Annotated in this window: 7 protein-coding genes; all 7 read left to right on the top strand. The window is 66.3% G+C overall.

What is annotated here, in order from left to right; all coding sequences use genetic code 11:
- Nucleotides 1-32: 32 nt before the first annotated feature.
- The 7 genes from HLH36_RS04110 to HLH36_RS04080 all read left to right on the top strand — a co-directional run bounded on the left by HLH36_RS04110 (nt 33) and on the right by HLH36_RS04080 (nt 12210).
- Nucleotides 33-599 carry an RNA polymerase sigma factor gene (locus tag HLH36_RS04110; RefSeq protein WP_182985187.1) on the top strand — a complete coding sequence of 189 codons (567 nt, stop codon included), beginning with the start codon at nt 33-35 and terminating at the stop codon, nt 597-599.
- Nucleotides 559-1524, top strand: a complete 966-nt coding sequence (locus HLH36_RS04105; RefSeq protein ID WP_182985186.1) for a FecR/PupR family sigma factor regulator — start codon at nt 559-561, stop codon at nt 1522-1524. The genes HLH36_RS04110 and HLH36_RS04105 overlap by 41 nt, the downstream gene beginning before the upstream one ends.
- Before the next feature lie 295 nt (nt 1525-1819).
- Entirely contained in the window at nt 1820-4507 is a 2688-nt protein-coding gene (locus tag HLH36_RS04100) for a TonB-dependent receptor domain-containing protein (RefSeq protein ID WP_182985185.1), read from the top strand.
- Nucleotides 4507-6786: a Ca2+-dependent phosphoinositide-specific phospholipase C gene (locus tag HLH36_RS04095; protein WP_182985184.1), complete on the top strand. Its 2280-nt coding sequence runs from the start codon at nt 4507-4509 to the stop codon at nt 6784-6786. Before HLH36_RS04100 ends, HLH36_RS04095 begins: the two co-directional genes overlap by 1 nt.
- Nucleotides 6783-8981 carry a GH92 family glycosyl hydrolase gene (locus HLH36_RS04090; protein WP_182985183.1) on the top strand — a complete coding sequence of 733 codons (2199 nt, stop codon included), beginning with the start codon at nt 6783-6785 and terminating at the stop codon, nt 8979-8981. Before HLH36_RS04095 ends, HLH36_RS04090 begins: the two co-directional genes overlap by 4 nt.
- Complete coding sequence (locus HLH36_RS04085; protein WP_182985182.1) at nt 8978-9475, top strand: hypothetical protein; 498 nt, start codon at nt 8978-8980, stop codon at nt 9473-9475. Before HLH36_RS04090 ends, HLH36_RS04085 begins: the two co-directional genes overlap by 4 nt.
- Before the next feature lie 326 nt (nt 9476-9801).
- Complete coding sequence (locus tag HLH36_RS04080; protein WP_182985373.1) at nt 9802-12210, top strand: TonB-dependent receptor plug domain-containing protein; 2409 nt, start codon at nt 9802-9804, stop codon at nt 12208-12210.
- Nucleotides 12211-12571: the final 361 nt, after the last annotated feature.

The following is a 12571-nucleotide window of genomic DNA, read 5'->3' as shown; positions in this document are numbered from 1 at the left end:
CGCGCCGTCCTTGTGCGACTGGATGTGGTCCATTGCTTCCGGAAGAGCGAAATCATTGGCTGGCGACCCATATTCTTCCGCATGAGGGGGATGTGCGGAGCTGGCTGCGGCGTTTTTCGGGGATCGAGAGCGACGATATCATCCAGCAGGCCTGGGTGGAGCTTGCCGAAGCCGACCATGCGTCCATCAGATTTCCGCGTGCATGGTTTTTTGCTGTGGCGCGCAATCTGGTTCTTCAACACTATCGCAAGGCACGGATCGTCTCGTTCGATTCCCTGACCGATTTTTCGGGCGCGGAGATTCCCGACCAGGGGCAGGCGGTCGAACGGTCGGTGACCGCGCGGCAGGAACTGCGTTTTCTCGACCAGGTCGCGCGTGACCTGCCGGACCGGTGCCGGGACGTGTTCGTGTTGCGCCGCTTTTATGGATATTCACAACGCGAATGTGCGCTTCACCTGAATGTTTCGGAGAATGTGGTCGAAAAGCAGCTTGCCAGGGCGCTCAGGATCATCGGCATGGCCTATGCCGGCCGGGATCTTCCGGCGCAGGGCGGCGGGCATGGGCCCGGTGACCTGCGGACGGGAAAATCCAACGCCTGAGAGCATCGCCGCGGACTGGGTGGCGCGGATGGACCGTGCCGCGCTGACCGCCGGGGAACAGGGGGAGCTGGACCGCTGGCTGGGCGCCGATCTCCGCCATCGTGGCGCGATGATCCGGGCGCAGGTGGTGTGGCAGGCGACGGAACGCGCGGCGGCGCTGAGGCCGGGTGCCGGGGCCGGTGCGTCCCTGGCCGTTCGCCCCCCGGAAGCATTTGCCGCCCTGCACCCCTTGCCCGCGCGGGCGCGGAGCCTGTCGCGCCGGGCGATGGTGGCCTCGGCGGCGGGTCTGGCGCTTGGCGCATGGCCGGCGCCGTCGCGGGAAATGGGGCGATTCTACAGCGTGCGGGACGCGGCGCCGCGCTCGATCGAGATGGCGGGCGGGACGGTGCGGCTCGACTGCTTTTCCGGCCTGCTGGTGGGGGGGGCGGCTGCGCGGCTGCTGGATGGGCGCTGTGTGCTGTCGAGCCGGCGGGTGGCGCGACTGGATGCCGGGAGCCTGACATTTCGTTCGGTCGGGCGGGTGCAGGTCGCGATTGCGGGGGACCGGACGACCGGGCTGCTGCTTTCGGGCAGTGCCGTGGCGATCCGGCAGGGGACCGGGGAGCGGTTCACGCTGCGGGCCGGGGATTGCCTGACCATGGGGGCGGGATCGCCCCCCCGGCTGCGTGGCCTGACGGCGGACGAGCTGGCACGGGCCACCAACTGGGAACGCGGCGTGGTGGAATTGCAGGGCGAAACGCTTGGCGACGCCGCCGCGATCTTCAACCGGTATAACGCGAAGAAGCTGATGGTGCATGGCCAGGCGGGCGGGCGCGTGCTGATGGGCTCGTTCGCGCTCGATGATCCCGACACGTTCGCGCGGGTGGCGCGGGGCGTGCTGCATGTCGATTATGTGGCGTCGGCACGGCGGCTGGATATTTTCTGAGATCCTGTCTGAGATCCGGCCTGGACGGGCGCGTTGGGTTGCTCCGCTCCGGGGCTCGGAAACACATGGCGGGTGCGGCCCTGCGGGCACGGGCAGGTTCCGATCCATTCCGGTTGTCATTTAACTTTCACGAAAACGGGAGACGGAAATTCGGGGCGTGGGGCAACTCACTGGTGTCCTCCATCCACCATGAAAAGCCCGGATAGATCCTGTGAAAAGAAAGAACCCGCGCCCTCGACCTGTGTTCGGTGCCGCTTTCCCTCCCTTCCATGTCTTTGGCCTGGCCATGGCCTCCATGGCCACGCTGCCGCTGGTGCTGCCTTCCGCGGCCGTTGCGCAATCATCCGCCGAGAGGGATTTTTCCATCCCGGCGCAGTCGCTTGCTTCTGCCCTGACGCAGTTCAGCCGCCAGTCGGGCGTGCATGTGGCGGTGGATGGGCATGATGTGGAAAATGTCCGCTCCGGCACCGTACAAGGCAGAAAGACGCCGGAGCAGGCGCTCGACGACATGCTCAGGGGCACCGGGATTTCGGTACGGTCGAAGGCGGATGGGGTGTGGCTGCTGCAACGCGCCGCGCGGGCCTCGGCCACGCCGGCATCGCTGCGGGAAGGCGAGGCCGTGATCGTGACCGGCCGTGCGTCGACCAGGAAGCAGCGGAAGATCGATGCCAGCTACGCGATCACCACCATTTCGCAGGAAGATCTGCGTGTGCGGGGGACGTCTTCGGTGTCCGAGGCGCTGAAGAATACGCCCGGTTTCTGGGTCGAGGCCTCGGGCGGTGAAGTGGGTGCCAATATCCGGGCGCGCGGTATTCCGGTGGATGGGTATGGATCGGTCCAGCTTGAGGAAGACGGGTTGCCGATCCAGTCGGACCCGGCTCTGGGGTATCTGAACGCCGATGATTCGTTTCGTATCGACGAGACGATGAAGCAGATCCAGGTGGTGCGTGGCGGGCCGAGCTCGATCGTCGCGCAGAATGCGCCGGGCGGGCTGGTCAATTTCCTGTCGCGGCGGGGGACCAGCAAGCTGTCGGGGCTGGCCAAGCAGACGTTCGGCGATGACGGGCTGTACCGCACCGATGCCTGGCTGGGTGGACCGGCCGGTGCCTGGCGCTGGAGCCTGGGCGGGTTCTACCGGGTGGAGAACGGCGTGCGCGACCCCGGTTTCCGCGCCAATTCGGGCGGGCAGATCCGCGCCAATATCAGTCGCGATTTCAGCCATGGCGGCAGCGTCTTCGTCGATTACAAGCACATGGACGACCGGACCACGTTCTTTCCCGACATTCCGGTGACGTATGACAAGTCGGGCAACATCACGTCGCTTCCCGGGTTCGATGCCAATACCGGCAGTTATTCGTCTTCGGCGCTGGAGAATGCGTATCTGCCAGGTCCTGGCGGCAGCACGAAGCATATCGACCTGCAGAGCGGCATCCATATCAACCTCCATCAGGTGACGGCCGGTTTCAGGCATGATCTGGCGGACGGGTGGCATCTGTCCGACACGTTCCGTTATCGCGCGATGAATGCGACCTGGACCGTGCTGTCGCCCAGCGCGGTGACGCAGGCCGGCGCGCGTCTGGCCGGGCTGGCCAGTGCCGGGTCGATGTTCGCCGGCGCTACCGGCTGGCAATTGCGTTACCTGAATGATCCGAGCCAGCAATTCACCTCGGCGGTGACGGGCAACAATTATGTGACGGATGCCTCGCTGCGCGCGGTGTGGATGAACGAGCATGAGGTCATGAACGACTTCAAGCTGGAGAAATCCTTCTCGTTCCTCGGCCATCATGATGTGGCGATGGGGGCGTTCGTTACGTATTTCAACGAGGATTTCACGCGCTATTCGGCCAACATGCTGCTGGACACCACGTCGCATGCCCAGCGCCTGAATATCGATGCCGTGGATGCGGCGGGCAATGTCGTGGGGTCGATCACCCAGAACGGCTATACCCGTTACGGCACCGAATTTGCCAACGGGCATGGCGACGATACCGACGTTGCGGGCTATGCGACGGATGAATGGGCCATCACGAAGAAGCTGCGGGTGGATGCCGGCGTGCGCTATGAGGCGCAGCGGACCAGCGGCCTGGTGGAAGGTAGCCACAGTGTGGTGGCGGGTGCGGCGCCTTACCTGTCAAACATGCTGTCGGGTAACGGGGTCTATACGCCCTATCATGCCAGTTTCGCCGGGTTCGGCGGCACGATCGGCGTGAATTACCAGCTTCAGCCCAATCTCGGGTTCTTTGCCCGCTTCACGCGTGCCTATCGCCTGCCCAGCCTGGCGTCTTTCATCACCAATCCGGTGGCGGTGCCGATCACGCAGAAGATCTTCATGTATGAAGGCGGCGTGAAATATCAGTCGCGCTATGCGGATCTTTTCCTGACCGGGTTCAATACCGACTATCCGAGCTACGGGATCAACAATCTGGTCTTCGACGTGAAGACGGGGTCGTACAACCAGCAGGCGATCACGGCGACCACCCATACGTACGGGCTGGAATTCGAGGGGACGATCCGCCCCGGCAAGTATGTCGACGTGGTGTTCTCCGGCACCGCGCAGAATGCGCGGTTCGGCAAGATGCGCTATCTGGTGCTGAGCAACGGGTCGCCCAATCTGCTGGATTATACCGGCAACCATCTGCTGCGGACGCCGCCGGTGATGTTTCGCGTGACGCCGCGCCTGCATCTGCTGGACGGCAGGCTGCTGTTGCAGGCCGATATCGAGCATTACGGGCTGCGCTATGCCGATGTGGCCAATACCCAGCGCCTGCCGGCCTATACGGTGATCAACTTCGGTGCGACCTATGCGATCACGCCTTATCTGACCTTCAATCTCTCCGGTCAGAACCTCAACGACTCGCTTGGCCTGACGGAGGGCAATCCGCGTGCGGGCGAGGTGCTGAGTTCGCAGGCGGGGCAGAATGTATTCCTGGCGCGGCCGATCCTGGGGCGGAATTTCCGCCTGTCGCTGATGGGCCAGTTCTGATGGCCGTCCGGTTCCCCCGTCGCGCCGGGTGCGTGGCGGGGGGGTGTTTGCTGGCGCTGCTGCTGATGCCGGTGGTGGCGCCGGCATCCGGGGCGGCGGAGGGAGTGCGGCTGGACCAGATCCAGGTGATCGGGTCGCATAACAGCTATCATGCCGGGCTGGCGCCCCAGATCGCGGCGCTGCTGGCGCGGCGGGACCCGAAAGCGGCGCAGGGGCTGGACTATGCGCATGCGGACCTGCCGGCGCAGTTCGACCGGGGAATCCGGCAGATCGAGCTGGATGTCTATGCGGACAGTGTGGGCGGGCGGTTCGCGCATCCGCAATCGGCGCGCTGGCTGGCGGAGGCGGGGTTGCCGCCCGCCGAGACGGGCGATGGGGCCGTCATGCGGCGCCCCGGCTTCAAGGTGATGCATATCCCCGATATCGATCAGCGGGCGACCTGCCAGCCGCTGCTGGCCTGTCTGGGGCAGATACGGGCGTGGTCGCGGGCGCATCCGGGGCATCTGCCGCTGTTCGTGCTGCTGGAGATCGAACAGGGATCGCGGCCGCCGCTGACCGAGCCCGAGCATTTTACCGCCCGGAGCTTCGATGCGCTGGACGGGGAGATCCGTTCCGTCTTCGCGCCGGGGGAATTGCTGACGCCCGACCGGGTGCGGGGTGAGGCGGCGAGCCTGCGGAACGCCGTTGCGGCGCGTGGCTGGCCGGGTGTGGATGCCGCGCGGGGGAAGGTGATTTTTCTGCTGGATCAGCGGTCGAATCGTGACCTGTATCTGAAGGATCATCCGGGGCTGCGCGGGCGGGTTGCGTTTACCAATGCGCCGCCCGATGCCGAGGATGCGGCCTTCACCGAGCTGAATGACGGGCCGCCGGAGGCGATTGCGGCACTGGTGCGCCGGCACATGCTGGTGCGGACGCGCGCCGATGCGGATACGCGGGAAGGGCGCAGCGGCGACCCGGCGCGGCGCGATGCGGCGCTGGCCAGCGGTGCCCAGCTTGTCAGCACCGATTACCCGGATTTCGAGCCGGCGCGCTGGACGGGCTATCGCGTGGGGTTCGGGACCGGGCTGGCGGCGCGCTGCAACCCGGTGACCGCGCCGGCATCCTGCCGGGATGCGGCGATCGCGCCGCGTGCGGCCGACGCGCTGCGCCTGCGCCGGCTGGTGCTGGTGGTGCGGCATGGCCTGCGCTCGCCGCTGGCCGATCAGGTGCCGTCGCGCGCGCTGGTCGATCACGCATGGCCGGTGTGGACGGGGATTCCGGGCGACCTGACGCCGGAGGGGGCGGCGCAGATGCGCCTGCTGGGGGCGTGGGAGCGGGTGCTGCTGGCGGGCAATGACGTGCCGGGATTTGCGGCCGGCGGCTGCCCGGCGCCCGATGCGCTGCGGCTGCGGGCGAATTCCAGCCGGCGGACGGTGGCCAGTGCCGAGGCGTTTGCCATGGGCCTGGCGCCGGGTTGCCCGGTTGCGGTGCGTCATGAGCCGATCGGTGTGCCGGATGGGATGTTCGCGCCGGTTGAAGCGGCTGCCGGCCAGGTGGATGTGCGGGCGCTGCTGCCGCGCCTGCGGGCAGAAGCCGCCGCCGCCGGGTTGCTGGCGGGGCCGCCGCGCGAGGGGCTTGCGGTGCTGCGGCGGCTGATGGGCTGTCCTGGGCGGGGGGCGCTTTGCGTCGATGACGGGGCGCCGGCGGTGCTGGATGTCGATGCGTCGGGTCGGCATCTGACCCTTTCGGGATCGTTGCTGCCGGCGTCGTCGGCGGCGGAGGCGATCATGCTGGGCTCCTTGTCCGGCCGGTCTGCTGCTTCGGCCGCGTGGGGGGCCGTGCGCGATGAGGATTTTGCCGGCCTGTCCGGACTGCATGCGGCGATGCTGCATGTGATGACGGGATTGCCGGCGCTGGCGCCGGTGCTCAGCCAGAAGCTGCGCCCGGCGATCGTGGCGGGCCTGACCCGTGCCGACGGCCCGGCTGTGGCGGTATGGCTGGGGCATGACAGCACGATCGTGCCGCTGCTGGCGCAGCTTGGGCTGCATGTGCATGCGCCGGGCTATGCGATGGATGATGTGCCGGTGGGCAGTGCGCTGGGCTTTGCCCTGCTGACGGATGCGCGGGGCGGGCATCCGGTTGTGCAAGTGATGTTCCAGTCGCAGACGCCCGGCCGGCAGCGGGCGGGGGATGAGCGCGATCCGCCGGATATGGCCTATCTGGCCGTGCCGGGCTGTGGGGGCGGGGCTGTGTGTCCGCTTGCGACCTTTACCCGTCTGCTGGGGGTGTCGTCACCGTGAGGCGCCATGCCGTTCTTGCCGCTGTTCTGCTGCTGGTTTCCGGATCGGTCGTGGGGCGTGCGGCCTGCGCGGAGGATCTGGTCGATGTGGTGCATCCGCTGATCGGGACCGGCGGCGGCCCGATTGGCTATGGGCGCACCATGCCGGTGGTGACGCCGCCCTTCGGCATGACGGGCTGGGTGGCGCAGACGCGGCAGAGCGGCCACCCTGGCCTGTCCTACTATCACAAGGACCGGACCATTTCCGGCTTTGCCGGCACCCATCAGGCGGCGTTGTGGATGGGGGATTATGGTGACGTGGTGATCATGCCCGAGAGCGGCGAGGCCCGGACCCTGCCTGCCGAGCGGGCATTGCCGTTCAGCCATCGGGACGAGGTGGCACGGCCCGATTATTATCGGGTCGTCATGGGGGCGGGCGGGCAGGCGATCCGTGCCGAGATGACGGCCGCGGCGCATTCGGCGCTGTTCCGCTTCCGCTTTCCCGCCGGGACGGCGCGGCGGGTACTGGTGGAGGCGAGCCGCGCGGGCGTGACGGGCGGTGTGCGGGTGGACGAGGCGAAGGGCGAGATCGCGGGGTATAATCCGCGCCGTTCGGATGCCGATCTCGGCCCGCTGAAGCTGCCGAATTTTCGGGGCTATTTCGTCGTTCAGTTCAGCCGCCCGGCGACGATGAGCACCTATCCGGCCACGCCGGCGCCGGATCGGCCGACGGGGGCGTTTGCGACCTTCGATGCGGGGGCGGATGACGTTGAGGTGCGGGTGGGTACCTCCTTCATCAGCGTGGAGCAGGCGCGGGACAATCTGCGGCGGGAGATTCCGGGGTGGGATTTCGAGACCGTCCGCAGGGCGCTGCATGATGTCTGGCAGGAGAAGCTGGACAGGATTGCGGTCGAAGGGTTGAGCGCGGAGCAGCGGCATATCTTCTATACGGCGCTGTACCATGCGCTGCTCTACCCCAGGTCGCTTTCGGAATATGGGCGCTATTACAGCGCATTCGACGACCGTGTGCATGAGGGCGACAGCTATACCGATTTTGCGACCTGGGATGTGTTCCGGGCCGAATTCAGCCTGCTGACGCTGGTGGCGCCCGAGCGCATCGGCGGGATGGTCCAGGCCCTGTTGCAGGATTACCGGCAGGGGGGCTGGATGCCGAAATGGCCCAACCCGTCCTATACCAACATCATGATCGGCACCCATGCGGATTCGCTGGTGGCGGAAGCGATCGGCAAGGGGTTTGCGGGCTTCGACCGGGCCCTGGCCTGGGAGGCGGTGCGCAAGGATGCGACGGTGCCGCCCGATGGCGACGGGACGAACGACTGGCGCGACCGCAAGCCGGGCACGCCGTATGAGGCGCGGGGCGGGCTGAGTTATGCGCTGCGGCTGGGCTATGTACCGGCCGACCGCACGGCGGAGGCGGCCTCCAGCACGCTGGACGATGCCTATGACGATTGGTGTGTGGCGCAGGTGGCCAGGGCGGTCGGCAGGCAGGCGGATTATGAACATTTCCTGCGCCGGTCGCTGGATTATCGGACCATCTTCAATCCGGCCACGCGGTTCATGCAGGCGCGCAATCTCGACGGGTCGTGGGCGGGGCCGGATGTTGGATGGACCGAGGGCGGGAAGTGGGTCTACACGTTCGACGTGCTGCATGATGTCGGCGGGCTGATCGGACTGATGGGCGGGCGGGATGCCCTGGCCGCGCGGCTGGATCGCTATTTCGACGGCGATTACAACTGGCACAGCAACGAGCCGTCGCATCATGTGCCCTATCTCTACGATTTCGTCGGGCAGCCGTGGAAGACGCAGGAGCGGGTGCGCGCGATCATGCGGACCGAATATGCCGACCGTGTGTCCGGGCTGGATGGCGACGATGATTGCGGGCAGATGTCGGCCTGGTATGTGTTTTCGGCCCTGGGGTTCTATCCGGTGAATCCGGCGTCCGGCATCTACATGATCGGGTCGCCCCTGGTCTCTCGCGCGCGTCTGCGGATGGGGGATGGGCGGGTGTTCAGCGTCGTGGCGGACCGTGGCGCGGCGGAGGCGCCCTATATCCGGTCGGCGACCCTGGATGGCGTGCCGCTGGCATCGCCCATGGTGGCCTATCGGGACATGGTGGATGGCCGCACCCTGCATTTCGTCATGGGAGCGAAGCCCAGCCGGTGGGGGGCGTCCTGGGTGGCGCCGGGTGCCCGATGATGAAGAGCGTTCTGATTGTTCTGTTCGCCGCTTGCCTCGGCCTGCCGGCCTTTGGGCGGGAGCCGGCCGGGTTTTCGGGAACATGGCGCCTGGATGAGGGGGAAAGCGATTATCGCGATCTTCAGGAGCCGGAGGCGCGGACGGATACGATCATCGACCGGGGGGAGCGTATCACGGATGTCATCGTCGCGATGGCGCGGGGGCGGGTGCAGCATCTGACGCTCGAACTGCCGACCGATGGCCGCGTTGTGACGCTTCCGGAGCGGACTGTGCTGGGGACCAGCACGCTGCGCACCGTCGCGGCACGGCGGGAGGGGCCGATGCTGGTGGTCACGCACGGGGTCAGGACCGGCGATACGGCGCGTGTCGTCGTGACGCGCTGGGCGCTGTCCGCGGACCGGGCGCGGCTGGTCATGACCGTCGCCTCGGACGATGGGCGGCATGTGATCGGGATGCTGGTCTTCGATCGGGTGGAGCCGGTCGCGAAGAAATGAGGCCGTGCGGCCTGCGCGTATGTTTTGTTTTTGCAACGGAGTGTGTTTGAATTGTCACATTTTGGGTGAGAAACGGACCAATCGCATGGGAGAAATTCACATTCCGTATTGATGGTGATACGCAGGCGGCTGTTGTCGTTGTTGTTTTATAAAACAACGTCATTTTACAGTATAATAAAGGAGCCGCTATCGTGCCGTCCTCCCGCTTGCTCGCCCCGGATTTCGTGCCTGTCGGCAGAAGGATATTCGTGGCGGGGTGCCGTCTGCGTCCCCGGCATGTCCTGCTGGCGGCCTCGGTCCTGACGGCGCTGCCGATTGCGCGGGTGATGGCGGCGGATGAGGCGGCGCAGGCCACGGCGCCGCAGGACGCGAGCAAGGCCAGCCGTGCCCGTGTCCAGGCGGTGAAGGGGACGGCGCAGCCTGCGCGGCCGGCCGATGCCGGCGAGGCCATTATCGTGACCGGTACGCGCGAGATCGGGAAGAAGGCGCGGGACAGTGTGGCGCCGATCGATATCGTCTCGGCGAAGCAACTGGCGCAGACCGGCCAGCCGACGCTGCGCCAGGCGCTGGGCCAGTTGCTGCCGTCGCTGACGCTGCCGACCGGGGGCTTCGATACCGGCGCGCTGACATCGGCCTTCAGCCTGCGCGGCCTGAGCCCCAACGAGACGCTGGTGCTGGTGGATGGCAAGCGGCGCCATACCACGGCCAACCTGTATGCCGATGGCGGCCCCCAGCAGGGCACCACGCCGGTCGATGTGGACATGATTCCCATGGCGGCGATCGACCATGTGGAGATCCTGCGTGACGGGGCGTCGGCGCAATATGGATCGGACGCCGTGGCAGGGGTGGTGAACATCATCCTCAAGAAGCAGGATCACGGTTTCAACGCGGAATCGATTACCGGCATCACGGCCGCGAAGGACGGATTCCAGCAGGGCGTGTATCTGGACGGCGGCGCGAAGCTGGGCGCGCGCGGGTTCGTGCATGTCAGCGGCGATTTCGTGCATCAGGACCACACGTTCCGCAGCGCGCCGGATCTGCGGACGGGCACCAAGATCAACAAGCTTCAAGGCCAGCCCGAGCAGACGCGCGAGAGCGTGGCGGTCAAGGCCGGATATGACCTGACGGACGATATCCAGGCTTATGCGCTGGCGACCTATGCCCACCGGCATGCCGAGGCGTTCCAGAATTATCGCCTGCCCGGTTCGCTTGCGACGCATCCGGAATATGCCGCCATCTATCCGAACGGCTATTCGCCGCTGGAGACGATCGACGAGGATGACTGGGAGGTCACGGCCGGCGTCAAGGGTGTCCTGCTGGGGTGGAACTGGGACCTGTCCTCGGTCTACGGGCGGGATTATGACGCGATCGGGCTGAAGGATTCGGCGAATTTCGCGGTGGCCCGCGATACTGGCCGCACGCCGACGGTCATCGCGGCGCAGGGGTTCAACAATTCGCAGTGGAGCAACAGTTTCGATCTGAGCCGGGCGTTTCATGTCTCCGGCTGGCCGCACAGCATCAACGTGGCGGGTGGGGCGACCTATCGCTACGAGAGCTATTCGGTCGGCACCGGGTCGCCCGATTCGACCTATGGCAGCGGATCGGATGCGCTGGCCGGGACCAATGCGGGCAATGCCGGCAATTTCAACCGCGATGTCGTCGGCGGCTATGTGGATGTCGCCACGCATCTGATGAAGAACTGGCAGCTCGATCTGGCCGGGCGGTTCGAGCATTATACCGATGTGGGCGATACCGAGACCGGCAAGGTGTCCACCCGCTATGACGCCTTCAGGTGGCTGGCGTTCCGCGCCACGATTTCGAACGGGTTCCATGCGCCGACGCTGGCGCAGGAGCATTACAGTTCGCTGACGCTTTCGCCCACGGCGGCGCGGGGGCTGATCGCGGCGAATTCGCCCGGTGCGCTGGCCAATGGTGCGTCGCGGCTGAAGCCGGAGCGCTCGACCAACGTGACCGGCGGCGTGATCATCGAGCCGGTGAAGAATTTGCATGTGACGGTCGACGTCTATCAGATCAATCTGCGCGACCAGATCCTGCCGGGCGGCAACATCATCGGCGACGCGGCGCGCTCCGCCCTGGGGCTGAACGGCTTTACGCTTCCTGAGGGATCGGGCCAGTGGACGGCGGCCTCGCTCTCGACCAACTGGTTCGCCAACGTGGCCAGCACGCGCACGCAGGGGCTGGACCTGACCGCGACCTATCCGACCCGCCTGGGCGATGTCGGGCGGATCGACTGGGATGTGGCCATCAACCTGAACCGGACCCGCCTGAGCCATCAGGCGGATTCCGCGACCGGGCAGCCGTTGCTGTCCGCGCAGAGCATTGCCTACATCACCACGGCCTATCCGCGCAGCAAGATGATTTTCGGCGGGCGCTTTACCCGCGGGGCCTGGACGGTGGGCGTGCATGAAATCCGCTATGGCCAGACCACGTCGCAACTGACCTATTATACCGGCGCGGCCAATACGGGCTCCTTGTCCAGTACGGTGTTCCTGCCGTTCCGCAACACGCCGAAATTCATCACGAACCTGGACATCACCTATCGCGTCGACCGCAACTGGTCGTTCACGCTGGGGGCGAACAATCTGTTCGATGCCCGGCCCAGCCGGGTGCCGGATGGGAACCGCTATCTGGGCGTGCCGCAATATTACATGAGCACGTCGCAGCTCGACATGAATGGCGGGTATTACTATCTGCGCGCGAACCTGACGCTGTAGGCGACGGGTTGGCCATACGCGCCGGGACGACCCGGCGCGGCTGCCCGGCGAACGCCACCCCGGTTCCCGCGGGCGGCGTTCGCCGGCGTGCCGTGGCATGACGGGGAAGATGATGCCCGGCGATCATCATCGCGTGATGATGCGATCCGACCGTACCATAATTCGTGCCGGCGGGCATGATGGACCGGCAACCAACGGGGGTCGTCTTCGTTCTTTTCCCAAGGGGCTGTGTGGAAATGCGCGCTGGTGGCGATCCGGCGCGCATTTCCACACAGGCTTCAGGTCCGTCGGGACGCAAGGGGGGCGGGCGCCAGGGAGCGCCACACGGATATTCGTGGCAGGGGGGAGTGAATGGAAAGTG

This window comes from Gluconacetobacter aggeris (assembly GCF_014174395.1).
Classification (GTDB): Bacteria; Pseudomonadota; Alphaproteobacteria; order Acetobacterales; family Acetobacteraceae; genus Gluconacetobacter; species Gluconacetobacter aggeris.
The sequence above is the reverse complement of the archived record's forward strand: the minus strand, read 5'-3'. Positions and strand labels throughout refer to the sequence as shown.

Excerpts from the sequence above, each read along its gene's own strand:
- HLH36_RS04105 (WP_182985186.1), top strand. The coding sequence starts at position 559 with ATGGGCCCGGTGACCTGCGGACGGGAAAATCCAACGCCTGAGAGCATC.
- HLH36_RS04100 (WP_182985185.1), top strand. The coding sequence starts at position 1,820 with ATGGCCACGCTGCCGCTGGTGCTGCCTTCCGCGGCCGTTGCGCAATCA.
- HLH36_RS04095 (WP_182985184.1), top strand. The coding sequence starts at position 4,507 with ATGGCCGTCCGGTTCCCCCGTCGCGCCGGGTGCGTGGCGGGGGGGTGT.
- HLH36_RS04085 (WP_182985182.1), top strand. The coding sequence starts at position 8,978 with ATGATGAAGAGCGTTCTGATTGTTCTGTTCGCCGCTTGCCTCGGCCTG.
- HLH36_RS04080 (WP_182985373.1), top strand. The coding sequence starts at position 9,802 with ATGGCGGCGGATGAGGCGGCGCAGGCCACGGCGCCGCAGGACGCGAGC.